The 21,191-nt window shown below is 56.5% G+C and carries 22 protein-coding genes; 15 read left to right on the top strand and 7 right to left on the bottom strand.

The features are described 5' to 3' along the window. On the bottom strand, nt 1-554 hold a 554-nt coding region (locus ABWO67_RS11905; RefSeq protein WP_353151930.1), incomplete at its 3' end, for an HdeD family acid-resistance protein. 295 nt (nt 555-849) lie between these two features. On the opposite strand from ABWO67_RS11905, the gene ABWO67_RS11900 reads away from it, so the two are divergent. The 3 genes from ABWO67_RS11900 to ABWO67_RS11890 all read left to right on the top strand — a co-directional run bounded on the left by ABWO67_RS11900 (nt 850) and on the right by ABWO67_RS11890 (nt 3,581). Beyond that, nucleotides 850-2,211 carry an acyclic terpene utilization AtuA family protein gene (locus ABWO67_RS11900; RefSeq protein WP_353151929.1) on the top strand — a complete coding sequence of 454 codons (1,362 nt, stop codon included), beginning with the start codon at nt 850-852 and terminating at the stop codon, nt 2,209-2,211. 13 nt (nt 2,212-2,224) lie between these two features. Then, nucleotides 2,225-2,545, top strand: a complete 321-nt coding sequence (locus ABWO67_RS11895) for a DUF4387 domain-containing protein (RefSeq protein ID WP_353151928.1) — start codon at nt 2,225-2,227, stop codon at nt 2,543-2,545. A 100-nt stretch (nt 2,546-2,645) separates the two neighbouring features. Continuing rightward, on the top strand, nt 2,646-3,581 hold the full coding sequence (locus ABWO67_RS11890; protein ID WP_353151927.1) for a tripartite tricarboxylate transporter substrate-binding protein: 936 nt from the start codon (nt 2,646-2,648) through the stop codon (nt 3,579-3,581). A gap of 28 nt (nt 3,582-3,609) precedes the next feature. Here the strand turns inward: ABWO67_RS11890 and ABWO67_RS11885 are convergent, their stop codons facing one another. After that, the gene (locus ABWO67_RS11885; RefSeq protein WP_353151926.1) at nt 3,610-4,659 is read right to left on the bottom strand and encodes a sigma 54-interacting transcriptional regulator; all 1,050 of its coding nucleotides are present in this window, start codon (nt 4,657-4,659) and stop codon (nt 3,610-3,612) included. 215 nt (nt 4,660-4,874) lie between these two features. On the opposite strand from ABWO67_RS11885, the gene ABWO67_RS11880 reads away from it, so the two are divergent. The 5 genes from ABWO67_RS11880 to ABWO67_RS11860 all read left to right on the top strand — a co-directional run bounded on the left by ABWO67_RS11880 (nt 4,875) and on the right by ABWO67_RS11860 (nt 9,316). Further along, complete coding sequence (locus tag ABWO67_RS11880; RefSeq protein WP_353151925.1) at nt 4,875-5,801, top strand: DUF808 domain-containing protein; 927 nt, start codon at nt 4,875-4,877, stop codon at nt 5,799-5,801. Nucleotides 5,802-5,882: 81 nt separating this feature from the next. Next, complete coding sequence (locus ABWO67_RS11875; RefSeq protein WP_353151924.1) at nt 5,883-6,275, top strand: putative quinol monooxygenase; 393 nt, start codon at nt 5,883-5,885, stop codon at nt 6,273-6,275. Between the two features lie 87 nt (nt 6,276-6,362). After that, complete coding sequence (locus tag ABWO67_RS11870) at nt 6,363-7,319, top strand: Bug family tripartite tricarboxylate transporter substrate binding protein (RefSeq protein ID WP_353151923.1); 957 nt, start codon at nt 6,363-6,365, stop codon at nt 7,317-7,319. 27 nt (nt 7,320-7,346) lie between these two features. Continuing rightward, nucleotides 7,347-7,829: a tripartite tricarboxylate transporter TctB family protein gene (locus ABWO67_RS11865; protein ID WP_353151922.1), complete on the top strand. Its 483-nt coding sequence runs from the start codon at nt 7,347-7,349 to the stop codon at nt 7,827-7,829. Continuing rightward, nucleotides 7,829-9,316 carry a tripartite tricarboxylate transporter permease gene (locus ABWO67_RS11860; protein ID WP_353151921.1) on the top strand — a complete coding sequence of 496 codons (1,488 nt, stop codon included), beginning with the start codon at nt 7,829-7,831 and terminating at the stop codon, nt 9,314-9,316. Before ABWO67_RS11865 ends, ABWO67_RS11860 begins: the two co-directional genes overlap by 1 nt. 18 nt (nt 9,317-9,334) lie before the next feature. Here the strand turns inward: ABWO67_RS11860 and ABWO67_RS11855 are convergent, their stop codons facing one another. Then, a complete protein-coding gene (locus ABWO67_RS11855) occupies nt 9,335-10,219 on the bottom strand; it encodes a LysR family transcriptional regulator (protein ID WP_353151920.1) in 885 nt (294 codons plus the stop codon). Nucleotides 10,220-10,353: 134 nt separating this feature from the next. On the opposite strand from ABWO67_RS11855, the gene ABWO67_RS11850 reads away from it, so the two are divergent. From ABWO67_RS11850 to ABWO67_RS11840, 3 genes are read left to right on the top strand one after another with little or no spacing between them, the layout of a single operon-like run. After that, the gene (locus ABWO67_RS11850) at nt 10,354-11,328 is read left to right on the top strand and encodes a Bug family tripartite tricarboxylate transporter substrate binding protein (RefSeq protein WP_353151919.1); all 975 of its coding nucleotides are present in this window, start codon (nt 10,354-10,356) and stop codon (nt 11,326-11,328) included. A 4-nt stretch (nt 11,329-11,332) separates the two neighbouring features. After that, entirely contained in the window at nt 11,333-11,560 is a 228-nt protein-coding gene (locus ABWO67_RS11845; protein ID WP_353151918.1) for a hypothetical protein, read from the top strand. Next, entirely contained in the window at nt 11,557-12,957 is a 1,401-nt protein-coding gene (locus ABWO67_RS11840; protein ID WP_353151917.1) for an amidase, read from the top strand. The genes ABWO67_RS11845 and ABWO67_RS11840 overlap by 4 nt, the downstream gene beginning before the upstream one ends. 142 nt (nt 12,958-13,099) lie before the next feature. Here the strand turns inward: ABWO67_RS11840 and betT are convergent, their stop codons facing one another. The 3 genes from betT to ABWO67_RS11825 are packed head-to-tail and all read right to left on the bottom strand — an operon-like array spanning nt 13,100 to nt 17,046. Further along, a complete protein-coding gene (betT, locus tag ABWO67_RS11835) occupies nt 13,100-15,334 on the bottom strand; it encodes a choline BCCT transporter BetT (protein WP_353151916.1) in 2,235 nt (744 codons plus the stop codon). Nucleotides 15,335-15,338: 4 nt separating this feature from the next. Further along, nucleotides 15,339-16,547: an MFS transporter gene (locus ABWO67_RS11830; protein ID WP_353151915.1), complete on the bottom strand. Its 1,209-nt coding sequence runs from the start codon at nt 16,545-16,547 to the stop codon at nt 15,339-15,341. Nucleotides 16,548-16,566: 19 nt separating this feature from the next. Beyond that, nucleotides 16,567-17,046 (bottom strand): MarR family winged helix-turn-helix transcriptional regulator, encoded by a 480-nt coding sequence (locus ABWO67_RS11825; RefSeq protein WP_353151914.1) that lies wholly within the window; start codon nt 17,044-17,046, stop codon nt 16,567-16,569. Nucleotides 17,047-17,209: 163 nt separating this feature from the next. On the opposite strand from ABWO67_RS11825, the gene ABWO67_RS11820 reads away from it, so the two are divergent. Both ABWO67_RS11820 and ABWO67_RS11815 read left to right on the top strand, forming a co-directional pair. Then, nucleotides 17,210-18,184 carry a Bug family tripartite tricarboxylate transporter substrate binding protein gene (locus ABWO67_RS11820; protein WP_353151913.1) on the top strand — a complete coding sequence of 325 codons (975 nt, stop codon included), beginning with the start codon at nt 17,210-17,212 and terminating at the stop codon, nt 18,182-18,184. A 42-nt stretch (nt 18,185-18,226) separates the two neighbouring features. After that, nucleotides 18,227-18,832, top strand: coding sequence for a mechanosensitive ion channel family protein (locus ABWO67_RS11815; protein ID WP_353151912.1), 606 nt, complete (start codon nt 18,227-18,229; stop codon nt 18,830-18,832). 26 nt (nt 18,833-18,858) lie between these two features. Here the strand turns inward: ABWO67_RS11815 and pdxR are convergent, their stop codons facing one another. After that, a complete protein-coding gene (gene pdxR, locus ABWO67_RS11810) occupies nt 18,859-20,289 on the bottom strand; it encodes a MocR-like pyridoxine biosynthesis transcription factor PdxR (protein WP_353151911.1) in 1,431 nt (476 codons plus the stop codon). A 91-nt stretch (nt 20,290-20,380) separates the two neighbouring features. Here pdxR and ABWO67_RS11805 point away from each other — a divergent pair, with 91 nt between their 5' ends. Together ABWO67_RS11805 and ABWO67_RS11800 are read left to right on the top strand one after the other, a co-directional pair. After that, the gene (locus ABWO67_RS11805) at nt 20,381-20,827 is read left to right on the top strand and encodes a GNAT family N-acetyltransferase (protein WP_353151910.1); all 447 of its coding nucleotides are present in this window, start codon (nt 20,381-20,383) and stop codon (nt 20,825-20,827) included. After that, the coding region (locus ABWO67_RS11800) for a carboxymuconolactone decarboxylase family protein (protein ID WP_353151909.1) at nt 20,824-21,191 on the top strand (368 nt) is incomplete at its 3' end. The genes ABWO67_RS11805 and ABWO67_RS11800, both read left to right, overlap by 4 nt.

The following is a 21,191-nucleotide window of genomic DNA, read 5'->3' as shown; positions in this document are numbered from 1 at the left end:
GCAAACAACAGCGACCAGCCCTGGCACAGCAAGTCAAAGCCCAAAAGCAAACCCAGAATCCACAGGCTATTGGCGGGCCAGCCTATGGCGATAATAATCCCGGTGGCAAACGTGATAAGACCCGAGAAAGCCAGCCAGCCCCAGCCTTGCTGCGCACGATTATTGAACCAGACCCACAGCCGGAAAGCGCCGGCGCCAATGAGCGTTGCCCCCAGCAAAAGCGTTAGCAGGGCGGCGCCGGCGAATGGGTTCACGATGGCCACGATGCCTGCCGCGGCGTACAGCAACCCGCTCAAAGACCAAACAATAAAACCGCTCCAGTTCTTGACCCGCCACGCCTGAATCAACTGGCCTACGGCGCCGATCAACATCAGTGTTCCTACAAAGATGACGCTGATCAGCGTGGCGGCCAGGACATGAACCAGCGCAATGGCGCCGAGCGCCACAAGCGCGATACCGATCGCGACGAACCAACCCCAGTGTGCCCGCAGCGCGCTGAGCGATTTGGTGATTTGCTCGTTGGGGCTCTGAAAATTGTTTACTGGATCTGTCATGGTCTTCATTCCTTGAAAAATGAATGAGATGAATGGATAGGTCCTGGCACTATACCCGGCGCTGCCACGCATGTGAATGGTCGATATCTGTATGCGTGAAATGCACGCGATAAGCAGCGTGTATTTCACGCATATTGTTGTGCAATCTGAACGCTTAAATCGCAGTCAATCCTAACTCATTGATAACAATGAAATCGTAAGGAACACCTGAACTGGCACGTGGTTTGCGTAGGTTGTTGCAGGACCGGTGCATGTATTGCCCGGCCTTTGATCATGACAACTTAAGAGAAGCCAGATGGATTCAATGAAAATTATTTGTCCTAACGGGCATTTGGGCTTTGCGCCACTGCGCACGGAAAGCTTTCAGATTGGTGTTGACGCTAGCCCGGACTATATTGCCGCCGACTCAGGTAGTGACGATGTGGGGCCGGTGCCGCTGGGTTCGGATACCTCGACCAGCCCGGAAGCATGGCAACGACACGATCTGGAGCAAATGTTGCTGGCTGCCCGAAAGCTGGGTGTGCCGATGATTATTGGTTCGGCCGGTGATACCGGTTCAAACAGTCGGGTAGACCTGTATGTGCGCATTATCCAGGAGCTGGCGGTTAAACATAGTCTGCCGAAGTTCAACGTGGGCTATTTTTATTCGGAAGTCGACAAGGAAACCGTGCGCAAGAACATTCGCAACGGCGACGGTGTGTTGGGGCTGGATGGCTATGAGAACTTGACCGAAACTGAGCTGGATGCCACGGACCGTATTGTGGCGGTGGCCGGGGCGCATCCTTATATCAAGCTGCTAGAGCAAGGCGCCGATGTCGTTATTGGCGGCCGCAGTTCCGATGCTGCGTTATTTGCGGCTCCGGCCATTTTCCACGGCTTTCCCGCTGACAATGCCTACTATCTGGGCAAGGTTTTGGAGTGCGCTTCATTCTGCGCGGAACCCTATGGTGGGAAAGAAACCGTGATGGGCGAGATATCGCATGGCGAAGTCAAGGTAACCGCCATGCATCCCGATCAGCGCTGCACAATCGCATCGGTGGCGGGGCATGCCATGTACGAGCGATCCAACCCGTTCGAAGAGTTCTTTGCCGGCGGCAAACTCGATATGACAAATTGCCATTACGAGCAGATCAGCGAGCGAACCACTCGCATTACGGGATCTCGGTTTACGCCAGATGACACGGTGCGTGTCAAGCTTGAAGGTTCGGGCAAGGTGGGCGAACGTTTCATCGGGCTGTGCGGCATACGGGACCCCTACACCATTGCGAACGTGGATCGTGTCATCGACTGGGCAAAAGAAAAAGTGCGTGAACGCTTTGGTGAAACCGGCTACCAGCTGCACTACAACGTATATGGCCGTGATGGGGTAATGGGGCCGCTGGAACCGCTGCGACATTCAGTGGGGCACGAAGTGGCTGTGATGGTGCAGGGTGTCGCACCGACTAAAGAAATGGCGGAAGAACTCACGCTGATTGGTTTGCGTCAGATGTTCTATGCCCGCCTGCCAGACGTGAAAGGAACGGCTGGATCTGTATCGTTCCCGCTGGATGAAGTGGTCGAAGCTAGCGCTGCATATCGCTGGACGCTGAATCACACTATGGCCGTCAATGACGTGCTTGAACTTTTCCCCACTAATCTCACCGTAGCAGGTGTTTGAGCAGAGCCGCGTCATGACAATACATAAACTTAACGAATTAGCTAAAACGATACGTAGCAAAAATGCCGGCGTGAACAAAATTACGTTCGATATTATTTTCCGCGACGGCAAGACCTACGAGGCAGTCAAAAACTCGAAAGCCTTGACTCGCGAAACGGTCTGCCAACTGTATGGCATTCCTGCCGAGCGCATTTCAGATTTCGTCGAATATGATCCTGGACTTGCCATTAAGTTCACGATTTATCGTCTCAGGCCAAGCGGGTCGGCGGGAGACGGCGATATTTTCGGTGCGCAGCAATATGCGCCGCTATTGGACCTGGCGGTAAGCCTATAACAAGTACCAACATAAGCACGCCTTAAGACGTGCTTATTTACAACCACATATAGGAGGGAGTGACTTGATGATAAATCTGATCTCTAAAATGGCTCTGGTTATGAGCTCTATGTTTTTTCTTGTGGCTTTCAGCCATGCCGCGACACCGATGCCCAAGCAAATCAAGATCGTTGTGCCATTTTTGGCCGGCGCCAGTAATGATTCAATCGCCCGGGTAATTGCTCCACGGCTGAGCGAGCTGCTTCACGCGAATGTCATCGTTGAAAATCGCGCCGGCGCTGCTGGGGTGATCGGGTCGGATCACGTTGCGAAGGCGCCTAAAGACGGCTCGGTCTTGTTGCTGACTTCATCCACCTTTGTTACTGCGGCGGCAACGCAGCCAACCATACCGTACGATGCCGTCAAAGACTTTATTCCTGTTGCCATGATTGGCGAGGGTCCGCTTGTTATTGCGGTGTCGTCGGAAAAAAATTACGAGTCATTTGACGAACTGTTGAAGGCGGCGCGTGCGAACCCGAGTGTATTGAACTACGGCACCGCCGGCATAGGGTCGCTGGCACATCTGGCGACCACGTTGCTGGGTGATGCCGCAAATATAGACATCGTTCATGTGCCTTATAAAGGCTCGGCGAATGCGGCATCTGATCTCGCGGGCGGGCGGATTGACCTTATGCTCGCCAACTACAGCTCACTGGCATCGCTTCTTCCTACCGGTAAGGTCAAATTGGTGGCGACGACGGCGCTTGGCAAGCATGCCGCATTTCCGGACTTACCGTCTGCAGCACAGTCAGTGCCAGGTTATGGCGTCGACATTTGGGTCGGCGTATTTGCCCCGGCCGGTACACCGGCAGACTTGATCGAAACGCTGAACAAGGCCGTCAACGAAGCCGGCCAGTCGCATCAATTGGCGGGCTTGCTGGAACTGGATGGCACCGTGCCATCAGCCATCGGTAGTAAAGAATTCTCCGTGCGTGTCGCTGCCGACCTGGATCGCTGGAAAGCGCTGGCTCAGCAGCACCACATTACGGCTAATTAAAGGGGCGTGGCAGTCGGCACAGCCGTATTCAGTCTTTGCTGATTGACATCCCTAGCCTGGCCAGTTGATGCCGAAGGGCGTGGCGGGATATGCCAAGGTAGCCAGCAGCCCGGCTCAAGTTGCCTTGGCTGCGCTGCAAGGCATTTTCTATGAGTATTTTCTGAAACTGCATGGTTCGCTCGAAATAATCGCCGGCCGACATGGGTTCGCCAGCGGATAGCGCAGCGGGCATGGCGTGAATGGCTTCGTCATGAAGGCTATCGCCATCACTGTCTTGCCTGATGACCTCGCGCACAATGCGTGGGGGCAGGTGTCTTTCGTATATGCATTCACCTTCTTCAAGGATGCAGATCCGTTCGAGCAAATTGCCGAGCTCCCGTACATTGCCTGGCCAACGATACTGACGGAAAATTTCTTGTACTGCCGGGTCAATCTCGGTGAAGTGGCTGTCGTGCAGCGCGTTGTACTTGGCTAAAAGCCGATACGCCAACACCAGTACGTCGTCGCCTCGATCCCGCAACGGGGGAATGTTGATAGAGACGACTTGCAGCCGGTAATAAAGATCGTCGCGAAATTTTCCTGCCACGACCTCGTTGAGCAAGATCTTGTTGGTGGCGGCAATAAAGCGTGCATTAGTCGACAGTTCATTTACGGCGCCGATTCGGCGAAAGCGCCGACTGTCCAGCAATGTCAGGATCTTTGCTTGCATGACAGGATCCAGTTCCCGGATTTCGTCCAGAAACAAACTGCCGCCATTAGACACTTCCAGCAGGCCGACTTTCTTTTCCACCGCGCCAGTAAAGGCGCCACGCTCGTGGCCGAACAGTTCTGATTCGAGCAGGTTGCCGGGAATGGCCGCGCAGTTTATTTCGGTGAAATTGTTTTGAGCCCGCTCAGACTGTGAGTGAAGAGTCCGGGCAACCAGCCCTTTGCCGGTACCCGTTTCGCCGTAAATCAATACGATGCCGGCCTTGCTGCGTGCCACGCGGCTGACCAGGTCACGCAGCCCTGCTACGGACGGATGCTCGCCGATCAGGGTTTGTAATGCTATTGGCGCTGGCATCGTTGGGCGTGTCATGGGTTTCCTGTCGACTGTTTAGGCTTGGAATAGTCACTTTTGGGTAGACCGCCGAGGGTAGTTTGCATCAAATGCGGCACCTCGGCAAATGCCTGGTTGCGGGAGTCACTGAGGTTTTCCACCGTACATTTAACCGCAATACGGTATGTAAAATCGCTCGCACCGTTTTCTGTGCCGAAGTACCATGGCGCTGTCTACATTCATTGCGGAACGCTATGGCCGGTGCCAGCCTGTTAACCCTGCTCGACGACATTGCCAGTGTGTTGGACGATGTCGCCTTAATGACTAAAGCGGCTAGTAAGAAAACAGCGGGAGTATTGGGCGATGATATTGCCCTGAATGCCCAGCAGGTCAGCGGCGTGGCGTCCAAGCGCGAACTGCCCGTCGTGTGGGCGGTGGCCAAAGGCTCGTTCTGGAACAAGCTGATCCTCGTGCCGCTGGCGTTGGCCATCAGCGCTTTCCTGCCTGTCGCCATCACCCCGTTGCTGATGCTGGGGGGCCTCTACCTATGTTATGAAGGGGTAGAGAAAATTATTCATAGCCTTTTCCACGCGAACGAGAAGGCGCATCTTGATGCGCCGAACGTCGCCACAGATCCATCAACGCCGACGGCAATACCAGAACAAGCCAAGATTAAGGGTGCGATACGCACCGATTTCATTTTGTCGGCAGAAATTATCGCTATCACGTTGGGTACCGTGGCGACGGCCGCATTCATGACACAGGCGACCGTGGTGGCGACCGTCGCCATCATTATGACGGTAGGCGTTTATGGCTTCGTTGCGTGCGTCGTCAAGCTCGATGACCTTGGTCTATATCTTAGTCAGCGCCAGCAAGGTGCATTGGCTGCCACCTGGCGCGCGATAGGGCGCGGCATATTGATCATGGCCCCCTACTTGATGAAAGGCCTTTCCATTGCAGGTACGGTAGCGATGTTTTTAGTGGGTGGCGGGATACTTGCACATGGTCTGCCCGGTTTCGAGACATGGCTGCATCATTTGTTGCCTGGAGTCAGTAGCTCGTCTGGAGTAGGGCCGGCCCTGCTTGCCGCGATAGGCCCCATGCTGGCTAATTTCATGCTGGGCGTGGTGGCTGGCGCTATCGCGGCGGGCTTGATGTGGATAGTCAAGCGGCTTCGGTAGGGAAGTGAGGCGTTATAACGCAGGCATCTGCGCGTTTAGTGTTCACTAAACGCGCAGAAAAACTATACAAGCGGCGTTATTATGATTAACAGCCCATCAGCCATGCTTAACCCATCCGGAAAATATTTCATGCCAACTGAAGACCTGATTTTTTACGTAAAGCTCCACGTCCGCCCTGACCGTATTGAAGAATGGAAAGTAGCGGTGAATACGGTGATCGAAGAAATGGCCAAGGAGCAAGCCTTCATATCCTGCGATCTGCATCAAGATGCAAACGACAAGCATCTTTTCACCCTTTATGAAAGGTGGGCAGAGCCTAGTGTGGAGGCTTTCCTGAAAAATCAGATGAAACCCTATCGTGTCGCCTACGAGGCTAAACTTGAAGCCTTGCTGCAACGCCCCAGGGAGCCTCAGGTTCTCAAGCTGTTGGGGCAATGGCGTAAGGGCGACGGCATTTCGATTGCAGCGGGATAAACCGCATTGACAGGTACTAGGCGCCCGCTTACTCTGCCGGCACGCGTTGTGAACGACGAACAATCAGAAAGAATTCGAGGAGCCGTAATGAAATTCAAACAGTTACTAAAATCGCTGGCTGTTGCCACCGCACTGTGCGCGGGCGCGGCGCATGCCCAGGTCAGCGTAATGCTTCCTGCTAATCCCGGCGGTGGTTGGGATGCGACGGGGCGCCAGGCATTCCAGGCCATGAAGCAGGCGGGTATCTATACCGGTACTGTGAATTTTTCCAATAAAGGCGGTGCGGGCGGCACGATAGGTTTGTCCGAGTTTCAGCGTGCGCAGAAGGGCAAACCGGACGCCCTGGCGGTATTCGGCGCGATCACGGTGGGCGCAATCACACTGAACCATTCTCCCGTCGATCTCAGCAAATTCAAACCGGTCGCACGCCTGACCGCTGAATATCTGGTGCTTGCGGTCAAGGCCGACTCCCCATACAAAAACCTGGGTGACTTTGTTGCCGCGCTCAAGAGCGATCCTGGCGCGTCGGCGGTTGGCGGCGGTTCTGCCGGTGGTGTCGACCATATTGCATTGGCGTTGTTGGCGCAAAGCGCCGGTGTGCCAGTTCCAAAGTTGAACTATATTCCGCAGGCCGGTGGTGCAGACACGGTCATTGGCATCATTAACGGCACACTGAAGGCTGGTATTTCGGGTATCTCTGAATTCCAGCAATTTGCCCAGGAAGGCCGCATACGTATATTAGGCATCACGACAGCCGAGCGTATGAAGAGCTTGCCAGACGTTCCTACGTTCAAAGAGGCGGGATTCGACGTGGAAATCGCCAATTGGCGCGGTATCCTGGGTTCAGTCGACATGCCTGAAGCCAATCATAAGGAATGGGTAGAGCGCTTTACCAAGCTGGACCAAAGCGAAGCGTGGAAGGCCGTGCTTGCAAAGCAGGGCTGGGATGCTTATTTCATGCCAGGTAATGAATTCGGCGAATTCATCCAGAATGAAAGCACCCGCATCAATAAAATTCTTAAAGACGCAGGGTTAAGCAAGTAATCCCCTAATACCGGTGAAGGAATGTAGATGACGTGGTTGCGTAAAGGCCCGTGGTGGCTGGGGCTGGCCGTGATGCTCTTGGGGGCGATCTGCTTTTATGCCTCGACCGAACTGGCGGCAACCGCACAGTATGCCGCTATCGGCCCTGGCATGTTCGTGGCCGGTGTCGGCTTGGGGCTGATAGGGCTGGGCGTGTTGTTGCTGATTCAAATTGCTCGAGGCGAAGTCTTCGAGCCAGATGAAGCAGAGAATGCGGCGCCTGGCCAGGCAATGGACAAGCGAGCGTTTTTTACAGCCTTGCTGGCGGCCGTATTGCCTGCCCTGACCATTGAGTTCCTTGGGCTGCCGGTGACTGCAATGTTGTCATTCATGCTGGTGGCGCGCGCGTTTGGTTCACAACGCCTGGTGTCTGACCTGATTGTGGGCTTTGTGCTGGCCAGCATGTGCTGGTTTCTATTTGGTTGGCTGGGCCTTCAGTTGGGTGGCTTCTTTCCCTTGGCGGGTTTCTGATGGATACACTGCTACTGCTGCTTCATGGCTTTGAAGTTGCCCTGACCCCCACGAACCTGATGTGGGCCCTTGTTGGGTCCATATTGGGAACCGCCATTGGTATTCTTCCCGGCATCGGGCCTGCCCTGACCATTGCACTGTTGTTGCCGGTCACGGTATCGGTGGGGCCGGTATCGGCCTTCATCATGTTTGCGGGTGTGTTGTATGGCGCCATGTATGGCGGGTCCACCACTTCCATCCTGATCAATACCCCTGGCGAGGCGGGGTCGATGATGACTGCGCTCGAGGGCAATAAAATGGCGCGGGCGGGCCGTGGCGCAGCGGCACTGGCTACGGCGGCTATCGGCTCTTTTGTTGCCGGAACGATCGCGACGTTGCTGCTGACATTTGCTGCGCCAGTGGTTGCGGAGCTGGCATTCCTGCTTAAACCGGCCGACTATTTCGCGCTGACAATTCTTGCGTTTACGTCGGTGGCTGTTGTCATGGGCGCATCGCGGGTGCGCGGGTTTGTATCCCTGTTCATGGGCCTGGCGCTGGGTGTCATCGGTATTGACGCCATGACCGGGCAGCCACGCATGACGTTCGGCGCTGCCGCTTTGCTCGATGGCGTGGAATTGACTGTAGTGCTGGTGTCTGTCTTTGCCATCGGCGAAATCCTGTACGTTGCCAGCCGCTACGTAGCAGGGAAGGACGATATTATTCCCATCAAGGGCAAGGCCTTCATGACCCGCGAAGACTGGCGCCGTTCATGGAAGCCTTGGCTGCGCGGTACGGCTATCGGCTTTCCGATAGGCACGATTCCCGGCGGCGGCTCTGAAATTCCGACCATGCTGTCGTATACGCTTGAAAAGAAGCTATGCCGGTACAAGGGCGAGTTCGGTAAAGGCGCTATCGAGGGTGTCGCAGGGCCAGAGGCCGCCAACAACGCTTCTGCCGCTGGCATTCTGGTGCCGCTGCTTACGCTGGGTCTACCCACATCGGCCACGGCAGCCATTTTGCTGGCGGCGTTCCAGAACTATGGTCTACAGCCCGGGCCCTTCCTGTTCACCAGCAATCCGGAACTGATCTGGGGCCTGATTGCGTCTTTGTATATCGGCAACTTCATGCTGCTGGTGCTGAATCTGCCACTGGTCGGCATATGGGTAAAGCTGTTGCAGATCCCGCGGCCGCAGTTGTATGCCGGTATCCTGGTTTTTGCGATGATGGGAATCTGGGGGGTATCGGGCTCGGTGTTTGACTTGGGCCTGATGGCGGCGATGGGCGTGGTCAGCTATGCGATGCGCGTTTACGGTTTTCCCATTCCTCCGCTGTTGATCGGCCTGATTTTAGTGCCGATGACCGAAAATCAGCTCAGGACAGCACTGGCTGCGGGGCAGGGCCGGGTGTCCGTTCTTTTCGAAACGCCAATTTCCATCGTGTTCCTGGCACTGGCCTTTATGTTCTTGTTCGTGCCGGTGTTGGTGAAACGATTGAAGTCGGGGGCGTAGGACGCCAGGACAGGGGGTTTATGCGAGCCCGCTACCTGCAAACAGCGTTCGATTCTCCAGCAGGGTCTCGATAACCGACATCACCAGCGGGTCGGTCTCATCGCTGCGCCAGGCCACGCTAAGCTCTGCGAGGTACGCATCGGCGTTTTCCAACGCGGCGTAGTGCAACCCGAAGCTTTTGAATTGGGCGAACACCGAGGGTACGATCGCCAGCCCCATTTCTCCATCGACTAACGCCAGTATGGTGGGCAGGAGGCCGCCTTGCACATGGCGTGCTGCCACATTATGCCGGTCGAGCCACTGTGTACTCAGGTAATGGAAATATGGCGACCGCAGCGGATCATAGGTAATGAGTGACATGCCTTGCATGTCTTGGCCGGTCACTATCATCTTGTCGGCCAACGCATGGTTCATACGCATTGCTACGCGGAGCGGCTCTCGGTACACCACCTGGGTTGATACGCCCGGCATTGGCGCCAGAGGTCGCATCAAGCCAATATCCAGCTGTCCGCGTCTCACCTTATCGTTCATGATTTCGGTGCTTGATTCGGTAACGTTCAGATCTATATCTGGGTGATGTTCCCGAAAGTAGCGCAGCACAGTGGAGAAGTTCGAGTAAAGCCCTGAGGGGGTAACTCCGATACGCACGACGCCGCGCATGCCCATGGCTATCGCCCTTAAACGCGAACGTATATGGCCGGTTTGGTGTTCCATCTGCTGTAACTCGTCATAGAGCAGCTGCCCGGCTCGCGTCAGCTTGACCGACCGCGTTGTTCGGACAAATAGCTGTGCTTCCAGATCGTGCTCAAGCTGCCGAATTGCCTGGCTCAGGGGCGGCTGACTGATGAACATGCGCTTCGCTGCACGTCCAAAGTGCAGCTCTTCGGCCATAACGCAAAACATTCGAGCAAGGCGGGCATCCAGGAGCATTGGTAATATTTTAGATATTAATAGTTCATGAATATTATATTAGACATTAATAGTCTGTCTTCCTAGAATGGCCAATTCTTAACAGAACACAGCCGGAGGCACCCACCATGAAGGAACGGTCGACTTTTTTCACCGCCCTGTTTTCCAGCTTGCTGGCGCTTGGCGCCGTCGGCGCACACGCTAGCAATTTCCCTAACGAGCCGATTCGGGTCACTGTGCCGTTTGCACCTGGCGGTGGAACCGACCTGCTGTCACGTACCATCGTTAATAAAATGGCGGAACAGACAGGCTGGACAATGGTGGTTGAAAATCGGCCTGGTGCAGCCGGTACGATAGCGATGAACTATGTATCTCGCGCGCGCCCGGACGGCCATGATCTCGTGCTTGGCCAGCTCGATACTGTCGCCATTGCACCGGCCATCTATAAAAATGTCCGTTGGGATCCCATACGTGATTTTCAGCCCATCGGTCTAATGGCTACGTCCCCATTGCTGCTGGTATCGAACGCCAAGGGTCAGTACCAAGATTTGCCAATGGCAATCAAGGCGGCAAAAGAGCTGCCTGGAAAGCTGGACTACGCCTCGCCCGGGATAGGCAGTATTTCCCATTTGGCCGTGGCGTTGCTGGAACAGGAGGCCGGAATAGAAATGCAACATATTCCCTACAAGGGAGCAGGCCCCGCGATGGCCGACCTTCTGGGCGAGCGCGTCAGCTTGTACGCAGCTTCAGTTGCCGCTGCCATGCCGCAAATTCAGTCAAAGAATGTTCAACCGCTTGCTGTGACCGGGGCGAGCCGGAGTGCCGCGCTGCCAAACACACCCACCATTTCCGAGCTTGGCTACCCGGCAGTTGAAATTGATCTCTGGTATGGACTCTTCGCCCCTGCGGGCGTGGAACCGGAGAAAATAGAGATGCTCCACGAGGCGCTGAACAATGCCTTGCGGGATCCCGAGATCGTGGCCTTTCTGGCAACCCAAGGCTTAATCGTCAGCCCGGGAAAACGGGAAGTTCTCGCTGAACTCGTCAAGCGCGATGTGGAGCGCTGGCCGGCCATCGTTGAACGGGCAGGCGTTGCGAACTAAAGCCATGCAAACACAGAAAGAGCAATACGCGATCCTGCTGGAGAGCGGCCTGCAGGCACTTTACGGCGTATCCAGCCGTGCCAATGCAAACGACATCTGTCAGGAAGTTCTGCGCATCAACGATGCAGTCCGCGAAATGGCGGAACGACACCTGAGCCCGTTGCAGCCACTAGTGAGTTTTCCCTCGGTAATGCAGTCGTTGCAAGACTCCACCAATCAAGGAATATCATGACGGGAGATGTACTGGACTTAACCCTTTGTGAAGCACATGCTGCCTTGAAGAAGGGGCAACTGGACACAGTGGAGCTGACCAGCGCAGCCATCGCCAGGGCGCGTCAGGTGGGGGAGAAAACAAACGCCTTCCTGCAGATACGGAGTGAGCCTGCTTTGCAACAGGCCGAGAAGCAGCGTCACGAACGTCCTGAGCATGTGTTGCAAGGGATTCCGCTCGCGCACAAGGACTGCCTCGCACATGAAGGCGAGACAATGACGGTCGGCGCGAGGCGCCCGCGTCCTGCCGATACTATGACGGCAACCGTTATCGCACGCATTAATGCCCACAAGGCCATAGAAATTGGCAGGCTGCACCTGAGCGAGATCATCGCCGGCCCGTCAGGCAACAACGTGCATTTTGGCGATTGTTTGAATGCGTGGAATACCGACTATATATCTGGAGGCTCTTCCAGCGGGTCGGCCGTAGCTGTTGCCAGTGGTAGCGTTTTTGCTGCGCTGGGCACAGATACTGGTGGTTCGGTACGTATTCCGGCGGCAGTCAACGGCCTATTCGGCCTCAAGCCGAGTTTTGGGCGTGTTTCTCGTTACGGAGCCTTTCCTCGCTCGGTGTCCTCTGACGTGATTGGCCCCCTGGCGCGCACTGCCCAGGATTGCGCTGTCATGTTGCAGGCAATTGCCGGCCCCGACCCTGGCGACAGCGATACGCTGGGCATTGCAGTTCCCAATTATGTTACGGCGCTTGAAACGGCCGCAAACCATACGCGTCTTGGTTTGTTCCGGCCCTCTGACCCCATCGATGACGAAGTCATGGCCTGTTTTGAAAAGACAGTACAGATGGCATCCAGACAGTGGGGCGGTGTCGTCGATCGACAATTCGACGACTGGGGCGCACTTTATGCGCTGGGTGACATGTTATCCAAGGTCGAAGCCGCGCAGGTGCATGCTGCCACCATGGCAAGCGCTCCCGAGAGTCATTCGAAAGCGATTTATACCCGCACTGAGCCAGGGCTGCATCTACCAGCCATCCGCTATATGGAAACGCTGCAATTGCGTCCCATTATGCTGCAGCGCTTCATCGACCAAGCTTTTGCCGATGTGGACGTTCTCTTGCTTCCTACGTTACCCATGCCCACGCCACGCATTGAGGACATGGACATGGAAGCGGGTGGAAACGTGCATAGCCTTGTTCCCCGCCTGACTTGCCTGACACGACCGTTTAGCTTTCTGGGCCTGCCGGCGCTGTCGATGCCGATGGGGCTCGATGCTCGTGGCCTCCCCATGGGTGTGCAGCTGATAGGACGACCCTATTCCGAGGCGCGCCTGCTGGCTATCGCTCACAAATTAAGTATGGATGTGGGGTGGTCGTTCAGGCCTTCGGAGCTTGCGCGAGTCTGAGCCGCTTTGTTGGCCAGAGATAATGATAGCAACACGGCCCGCCCCTCTGCGTTGCAAGATGCGCGGGTGAGCTTTTTTAGGCCGTCGATGCTCTCGTACTAAAAACCTTATTAGATGTCTCCGCATCCTTCGGTACTGCAGATTACTGATCTTTAGGCAGTATCGGCGGAGTCAGGACTGATGCGGTAGAGGTCTCCGAGGAGAAGGTAAGGAATGCAAGGTGGGCTTCGTATCGTTCGAGCACGTCGTCAATCACCTGTTGCTTTGTGAGGCCCATCAGGTCATAGCCGCCTGAACCCGTCTGTGTGAACACCTCGAGCCGGTAGTAGACGTCAGTCTCGCGCGACATTCGGCCGCTGAACATCGGCACCGGTGCTTCGACGATGGCCACCTGGTAATGGAAGGCGCGGAAGGTGTCCATCGATACGCGCAGCAGCGGCTCTTCAGTGCCGCTCGCGTTGGTTATGGTGCTGCGTTCGACCTCGTAGCCCTGGTTCCGGAACTCGGCGGCGACGTCATCGAGCGCCGGCAGCACTGTGCGTTCCAGGAACTGGGTGACTTGCCGCAGAGACGGGAACGCGCGCAGCTGTTCAAGCCGCTGCTTCCACGAACGCTCTGGCATGTGGCCGCCCATTGGGGCCATTGATGGCCTGCGCAGTACCTGGCCCTCGCGCTCGGCCCGTTCCATTCGCAGTACCTTGTAGAAGGACGCCATCACCAGGTAGGCAATGATCGTTACGGGTAACGCGAAGATAAGCGTTGCGTACTCCATCGCCGTCACACCACCCGCAAGCAGCATCGCCACAGTGAGCACCGCGGTGAGCACGGCCCAGAAAATGCGCAGCCATTTCGGCCCGTCGTGCGACGGATCCGGGATCGATGCCGAGAAGTTCGACATCACCATTGCGCCCGAGTTTGCGCTGGTGAGGTAGAACAGCAGGCCCGAGAGTGTCGCCAGACCGATAAGAAACATCGCGCCAGGGAACATTTCCAGCAATGCGTACCAACCTTGTTCCGGGCTCTGCACCGCAAGCTCGGCGAACGCCGTGTTGCCCTGCAGTACCTGAAACAGGGCCGAGTTGCCAAACAGCGAAACGATGATGAAGTCGCACATTACCGGCACAGTGATTGCCGCAATCACGAACTCGCGCAGCGTGCGCCCGCGCGAAATTCGAGCGAGGAAGACGCCTACGAACGGCCCCCACGCGAGCCAGAACGCCCAGAAGAATAGTGTCCATCCACCCATCCATTCGGCGCTGCCGGGCTCGTAGGCAAAGGTCTGCAGCGTGCGTGACGGGAACGTGACAATGAACTGACCGATGTTCTCGACAAGCGCATTCAAGAGGAATGCCGTCTGTCCGGTAACGAGGATGTAGACCATCATCGCTACGGCGCTCCAGAGGTTCAGCTCGGAGATCCAGCGGATGCCGCGGTCGACACCAGACGTGGTGGCAGCGATGGTCAGAACCACTGCGCCGATGACCAACGCGATCTGCAACGAGAGGCCCTGCTCCAGGCCGAAGATCAGCGAGAAGCCGACGTTCAGCAGTACGACGCCGATGCCCATCGACGTGGCGACGCCGAACACCGTGCCAACCAGTGCGATGATGCTGATGCCGTCACCCAGGGGGCCGCGTACGCGCTTGCCGAGCAGCGGATAGAGAGCGGCACGGATCGACAGAGGCATGCCCCACCGATAAGCGAAGTACCCCATCGCCATGCCCAGCAGCGCATAAACCGACCAGCCAGCGATGCCGTAGTGAAACATCGTCCAGATGACCGCATCCTGCATTGCCGCGGCTGTGCCACCGTCGCCGGAGGGCGGGTACAGGTATTGCACGACGGGGCCGGTGACCGAGTAGAAGAGCATGTCGATCCCGACACCCGCTGCGAACAGCATCGCAACCCAGGTCGCGAGCTTGTACTGCGGCCGAGAGTGGTCGGGGCCGAGCCGTACGTCGCCTTCCTTGGAGAACGCGACCCAAAGCACGAAACCGATCACAAGCGTCATTGTGAGCACGTAATACCAACCGAGATTCGTCGCAATCCAGTCGACGGCCGTTTTCATTGTCGTGCGCGCTTCATCGGGCACGGCGATGGCCCAGATCGAGAAGGCGAGGATGACCATCGACGAGATCAGCAGAACGCGCCAGTTGATGCGCACCGCAGGGTCCTCGATCAGTTCTTGCGGCCCTTTGCTGAGGTCGCTGCGCGATACCGGCGCGTCGTCGTCGACGGGATGTTCATGCCGGCGTTCCGAGCCCCCGAATCGACTGCGCTCAAGCGGCGGAGGGGGTTTCGTTGGTTGGGCGTCCGGCGCTGGCGTGTTCGGAGGAACAGCTTCAGAGTGGTCGTCGTCGGATGGCTTGATCGGCATGGGTTTACTCCTTCCTGGGTGGCCGCATGTGGGGATGACGTTGGAAAAGCACCGCCACAGTCACCCCCACCGCGATGACTATAGTACAAAATGTATAGACGGCCGTTTCCATTCCCCAGTGGTCAGCAATCCAGCCAATACCCATCATTGGCACCATGCTGCCCACATAACCAGCCACCAAATAGGTAGCCAACAGTCCAGAGCGATTGTTGGACGTGGCTAGGTAGTTAACCATGCTCATACCGGCGAGCATGGTCATACCGTGACCCAGCGCGGTAAGCAACACACCCGAAGCGAACAAAACCACTGAGCCAGCCCCCAGATTCACCATCAATATTGCGTTGCTGGCCACCAGGCTGATCAACCCTACGGCGCCGCACCAGTGAGTAGGCATGCGTGCGGACATCACTTGGACGATGGCCGAGGAAAATAAGATCAAGGCAATGGTCGTGCCGCTAACCACTGGGCCATGCCAGGGCACCAGCTTGTCCAGAAACAGCGGCGCCATGGACGCATACAGACCGAAGACGCCGAAAGCCAGGAAGGGCAGGCAGCAGGTCAGTACAAAAGCCTTTGATGTAGCTCGCTCTGGCCAAGTTAGCGTTGGGACGATATCGCGCCAACGCAAGCGTGCACCCGGCTTGGCCCTGGCGTTATCCGGTAATTCCAGGCGGCATAACGCTGTCAAGCCTAATGCGCCCAAAAACAGAGTCGGGACATAGGCGATTATCAATGGGGCGGGAGCCCATTGACCAACGATGCCCCCCAGCAAAGGCCCTAAACCAAATCCAAAGGCCATCAGAAAGCCGGTCATCATGGCTACGTGCTGTGTATTGCCGGAGCGGGACAGTCTGGACAAACCCAGCGTAGCGCTGGTGGTCACCATACTTGACGCCACACCCACGACAAAGCGCCCAACATTCAGGCTAGCCATGTTCCACGCGATCAGGCTGACGGCCGTGCCAATCAAGGCCAGCGTCAGGCCAAACACCATCATTGGGCGGAAACCAAGGCGATCAGGCAAACGTCCCAAAAATAACAAGCCGCACAATGCACCGCCCATGTAGATCACGTAAATGAGCGAGATGTCGCTCGTCTGCAATTGCCACGCCTCTTTGTAGAGTGCATACAAGGGGCTGATGAGTGCAGTGCCCATCACGCCGACAATCATGGCAAAACTCACCCAGGCATAGGGCGATCCTTTCAATTTCATTTTTCAACCGTATTTTTATTTAACTACCCAGCGCATCAAAGCGCCGCGAAATCTTTACCAGCGCTCGGCGCGTGACTTCCTGTTCGTGTGGAGAAAGGTCTGCCAAAATGGTTTGCTCGATTTCCATGCTCTTGGCCAAGATCACCGCGGCGGTTTCGCGCCCCGCAGGGGTCAGAACAATGCACTTAGTACGCCGGTCGGCGGGGTCGCTGGACCAGTCGACCAACTGCGCCTTTCGCAGTTGTGCCAGCACGCGCACCAAAGATGACGTGTCCAGATACAACGCGTCCGCCAGATCTTTTTGGCGCAAAGGTTCTTCTTGTACGTACAGCACCAGCAGGGGCATGCGCGTGGCATCGGATAGCCCCAAATCTTTGAAGTTAAGATCTACCTGACGACGCCACTGTCTGTATACGCTTCCAAGAAGAGCTCCGAATCGCGAGCGTGCTTGCAGACGTTCGGGCGTTGGTCCCGGATCAAGTGGGGAGTTAGTTTGCATGCAAAGTATTTTACTGCGGGTTTACCCCTAAGAGCAAGAGAAAAGGCGGAGAGATGCGTTTGCGCAGTCGCATCGCTGCCAGGATGCAGCAAAACCCTGGGGCCTGAGACCGAAGTACAATTTTCATCCTTGCCGTATCTATCATTCCTTAAGGACGAGATCCATGTGCTCCAGAATATTCCGCCGCATGCTGACTGCAGTTGTGCTGGCCGCTGCTTCCACGACCGTCCTTGCGGCCGGCTGGCCCGAAAAAACCATACGCGTCATCGTCGCTTATCCGCCGGGTGGTGTTAGCGATTCCATCACACGCGCTATTTCGGAAAAACTGAGTGAACGCCTGGGCGTTTCGTTGGTTGTCGAGAACAAGGGCGGGGCAGGCGGAACAATAGGAATGAACGACGTGGCAAGGGCAACACCCGACGGCTACACCATTGGGTTCTCGTCTGTTAGCCCATTAGCACTGTCCCCGGCCATTCGCAAAACGCCCTACGATCCACAAAGCGATATCGCTCCGATCGGCAGCGTGATGGTCTCGCCGGTGGTGTTACTGGGCACCAAAGCCTTCAGCGGCAAGACTATGGCTGATCTGATCTCGCAATCTCAGGCGGCGCCCGGATCTTTGCGTTGGTCGACATCCGGGCAGGGTTCACTGGGGCACTTGATGCTGGAGCAACTGCAGCAGGCTGGGAAGATAACAGTCACGCATATCCCCTACAAAGGCGCGGGCCAGCAAATGACCGACGCGCTGGGCGGGCAGTTTGAGCTGATCTCCACGAATATGAGCCCCGTACTAAAGGCCAATGTGGCCAATGGCACCTTTGTGCCGCTGGCGATTGCCGCACCAGCGCGTGTCGATTCCCTGCCCCAAGTGCCCACCTTCAACGAATTGGGTTATGCCGCCGCCAACAAAATGTCGGTGTTTGGTTTTTTTGCGCCTGGCGGCACCCCGGAAGGGATCGTCACGAAGCTAAATACAGAGATCAACCAGATCGTTGCAACGCCTGAGATCCAGAAGCTACTGGTGGACAGCGACAACATTCCCGCCACCGGTACGCCACAGCAGTTCGCCCACGATATTCAGGCAGAACTGGCATCCAACCGGCAACTGGTCGAGAAAGTGGGCTTGAAGCAGCAGTAGTAGTTTGCCTGCCCGCAGCAGTTCTTTCTGGAGCTTTCCCCCATGCTTGCCAATTTGACGCCTTATCTCCCCGCCTGGACTCACGCATGGCTGGGTTCGCTCTTTTTAGTCATTCAGTTGCTGATTATCGTGCTCGGCGCCTGGTTCTTGCAGCGCGGCTTGCGACGCATTGTGCGGCGCGCAAGTCAACGTTACGACCTGCCCATGCATTTGATGAAGCCAACCGTATCTATTGTGCGCTGGATCATCATGGCGACGGCCGTACTGCTGGTGCTGGGGCGGCTGGGCGTCTCGGGGACAGTGCTGTGGACAGCATTTACTGGCTTTGCGGCGGTAGGTGCCGTGGCTTTCTTTGCCGCATGGAGCGTGCTGTCGAACATTTTCTGCGCTTTCCTTATCTTCACCGCGCGCCCGTTTCGCCTGGGTGATTACGTGGAGATTCTGGATACGGCCGAAAAGCCGGGCGCCAAGGGCGAAGTGGTGGATATCAGTCTGCTGTATATCACTCTCCAGGACAGCTCAGAAGAGCATCCGGGGGCGCTGTTGCAGATACCCAATGCGCTGGTGTTCCAGCGAATAGTGCGCCGTTGGAAGGGCGGGCTGCCACCTAAAGCTGCTGCCAGCCGTCCTTCAGTTTTGGCTGAATAAATCCAGAGTACTGGCGAACGCCTACACTAGAGCTTAGCCAGTACCGCTTTTAGGCGCGAAACCGACGCGGTTGCGCCGTCAGCCGTTGCGAAGTTGGCAAACCCCATTAACAAACCTCCTTGCGTTGACTTGCGCAACCGCCAATGACTGAGTGCCTGGACGGCGAGGCAGTTGGCCTGGGCGGCTGCGGCCAGGATCTTGTCGCTCTGACGCGTGTTGGTGTTCAGGTTAGCCAAGACATGGATTCCGCCTGCCTGTGGCTGTATATGTAGACTTTCCCTCATCATCTGCGTCAGAGCATCAACCAAATAGCCGCGTCTGGCCGCATACAGGATGCGCATCTTGCGCAGGTGCCGCGCAAAGTGGCCCTGTTCCATGAAACCGGCCACCATGGCTTGAGGCAAGATCGAGCCGGGGCCGGGAAGGTGATTTGCCATATCGCTAAACTTCCCGACCTGGGACGTGGGCACAACCAGATAGGCTAGCCGTAAGCCGGGGAAAAGCACCTTGCTAAAGGTGCCGGTGTAGAGCACTCGCCCATCACGATCCAGACTTTTCAATGCGGGTAAGGGCCGGCCGTGGTATCGGAACTCGCTGTCGTAATCGTCTTCGATAATCCATGCCTGGCTGCGAGCCGCCCAATCAAGCAATTCCAGCCGGCGTGGTAACGACAGGGCCACACCCATAGGACTTTGATGCGTGGGAGTGACCACGGCGAAACGCGCATGCGCGGCGCGTTGCTGGCCGATACTCACGTTCAAACCTTCCTCATCGACAGGCACCGGCTCCAGGCGCATTCCGGCGCGCTCTAGGAATTGCCGGGCGAAGATGTATCCCGGATCCTCGTACCAGCCCAGGTCTCCCGCTTGTAGCAACGTGCGACGCACCAGTTCCAGCGCCCCTCGATAGCCCACCGTAATGAATACCTGCTCGTGTGTGCAGGCGATGCCGCGTGAAATGCCAAGATAGGTGGCAATGGCGCGCCGCAGCGCCTCGTATCCGGCTGGATCGGCAGAGGTCATAGTTTCTGGCTCCAGCATGCGCAGGTTGCGCCCAGCCAGACGCGCCCAGGTCTTGCGCGGAAACGCATCCAGCGCCGGCAAACCGAGCTGGAAGGGCAGAGCAACATCACTTATGTTTTGCGGGTGAGGGGATGCGTGCGCAGCAGCCACAGATTTTCTGGCGTGGTTGTGTTCAACCAGGCTTTCCAGTCGTGGAGATACGACTGTTCCCGCAGCGCCACGCGCCACGAAATAGCCTTCGCTTACCAACATCTGATAGGCCATTTCGACCGTGCCACGCGCCAGGCTAAGTTCGCTGGCTAAGCTGCGCACGGATGCCACCCGGTCCCCGGGGCGCAGCTTACCGGCTGCAATCGCCTCCCGATAACGCCGATACAACTGCAAGTAGATCGGTGCGTCTTGCTCTCGACTTGGCCTCAAGTGCTGTAAGTCCATCAGCAATGTCCCATTAATTTAGTTAATTCTTGTACCTATGCACTAGGCCATTATTTTCCTACAGTAACGACTGTACGACAAGGAAATCTACATGAGCACTTTTGAATTGAAGCCTATAAATACTGTTCAGGGCTACCAGGCCTGCTTCAACGTCATGCGTGAACTGCGACCTCATCTGACCGATGCTGCTGCATTCGTCGCGCAAGCGCGCCGTCAGGCCGAGCAAGGGTATCGCCTGCGGGCCGTATGGCAGGGCGAACAGGTTAAAGGTTTGGCTGGTTATCGCATTCAGGAGAATTTTCTATATGGACGATTCCTTTACGTCGACGATTTGGTGACAGCCAGCGACGCTCGCCGTCACGGCCTGGGCGGCAAGCTGATTGATGCATTGCGCGAAGAAGCGCAGCGACAAGGCTGCGCCCACTTTGTTCTTGATACCGCATTGGGAAACGCGCTGGGGCAACGTTTCTATTTTCGCCAAGGCCTGCTGGCCAAGGGGATGCATTTCTGCCAACCGCTATATGGAAACCTATTATGAGTACGCTTCGCTTGTCTTATTGGACCCTCTCTCCCGCAGCCTATCAAGGGTTCACCGCCACTAAGAAAGCTTTGGGAAAGAGCAGCCTTGGCAAACAGTTGATCGATCTGGTCTGGATGCGCATGTCGCAGATCAATGGATGCTCTTTTTGCCTGGAAATGCATGCGAAGGAACTACGCGCCGACGGCATGCCGGAGGCTAAGCAGGACAGTCTGGCAGGATGGCGCGTGAGCGGTCATTTCACCGAGCGTGAACGCGCCGCCCTGGCCTGGACAGAATCGTTGACGCACGTGGACCAAACCCATGCACCGGATAAGGACTTCGAACCGCTCAAGGCGCATTTCAGCGATGTCGAAATCTCTGA

This window comes from Pollutimonas bauzanensis (genome assembly GCF_040393045.1).
Taxonomy (GTDB): domain Bacteria; phylum Pseudomonadota; class Gammaproteobacteria; order Burkholderiales; family Burkholderiaceae_B; genus Pollutimonas; species Pollutimonas bauzanensis_A.
Note: the sequence above shows the minus strand (reverse complement) of the source record. Positions and strands in the feature narration are given on the sequence as shown.

Coding starts and splice junctions, on each gene's coding strand:
- ABWO67_RS11900 (WP_353151929.1), top strand. CDS start 850: ATGGATTCAATGAAAATTATTTGTCCTAACGGGCATTTGGGCTTTGCG.
- ABWO67_RS11895 (WP_353151928.1), top strand. CDS start 2,225: ATGACAATACATAAACTTAACGAATTAGCTAAAACGATACGTAGCAAA.
- ABWO67_RS11890 (WP_353151927.1), top strand. CDS start 2,646: ATGAGCTCTATGTTTTTTCTTGTGGCTTTCAGCCATGCCGCGACACCG.
- ABWO67_RS11885 (WP_353151926.1), bottom strand. CDS start 4,659: ATGACACGCCCAACGATGCCAGCGCCAATAGCATTACAAACCCTGATC.
- ABWO67_RS11880 (WP_353151925.1), top strand. CDS start 4,875: ATGGCCGGTGCCAGCCTGTTAACCCTGCTCGACGACATTGCCAGTGTG.
- ABWO67_RS11875 (WP_353151924.1), top strand. CDS start 5,883: ATGATTAACAGCCCATCAGCCATGCTTAACCCATCCGGAAAATATTTC.
- ABWO67_RS11870 (WP_353151923.1), top strand. CDS start 6,363: ATGAAATTCAAACAGTTACTAAAATCGCTGGCTGTTGCCACCGCACTG.
- ABWO67_RS11865 (WP_353151922.1), top strand. CDS start 7,347: ATGACGTGGTTGCGTAAAGGCCCGTGGTGGCTGGGGCTGGCCGTGATG.
- ABWO67_RS11860 (WP_353151921.1), top strand. CDS start 7,829: ATGGATACACTGCTACTGCTGCTTCATGGCTTTGAAGTTGCCCTGACC.
- ABWO67_RS11855 (WP_353151920.1), bottom strand. CDS start 10,219: ATGTTTTGCGTTATGGCCGAAGAGCTGCACTTTGGACGTGCAGCGAAG.
- ABWO67_RS11850 (WP_353151919.1), top strand. CDS start 10,354: ATGAAGGAACGGTCGACTTTTTTCACCGCCCTGTTTTCCAGCTTGCTG.
- ABWO67_RS11845 (WP_353151918.1), top strand. CDS start 11,333: ATGCAAACACAGAAAGAGCAATACGCGATCCTGCTGGAGAGCGGCCTG.
- ABWO67_RS11840 (WP_353151917.1), top strand. CDS start 11,557: ATGACGGGAGATGTACTGGACTTAACCCTTTGTGAAGCACATGCTGCC.
- betT (WP_353151916.1), bottom strand. CDS start 15,334: ATGCCGATCAAGCCATCCGACGACGACCACTCTGAAGCTGTTCCTCCG.
- ABWO67_RS11830 (WP_353151915.1), bottom strand. CDS start 16,547: ATGAAATTGAAAGGATCGCCCTATGCCTGGGTGAGTTTTGCCATGATT.
- ABWO67_RS11825 (WP_353151914.1), bottom strand. CDS start 17,046: ATGCAAACTAACTCCCCACTTGATCCGGGACCAACGCCCGAACGTCTG.
- ABWO67_RS11820 (WP_353151913.1), top strand. CDS start 17,210: ATGTGCTCCAGAATATTCCGCCGCATGCTGACTGCAGTTGTGCTGGCC.
- ABWO67_RS11815 (WP_353151912.1), top strand. CDS start 18,227: ATGCTTGCCAATTTGACGCCTTATCTCCCCGCCTGGACTCACGCATGG.
- pdxR (WP_353151911.1), bottom strand. CDS start 20,289: ATGGACTTACAGCACTTGAGGCCAAGTCGAGAGCAAGACGCACCGATC.
- ABWO67_RS11805 (WP_353151910.1), top strand. CDS start 20,381: ATGAGCACTTTTGAATTGAAGCCTATAAATACTGTTCAGGGCTACCAG.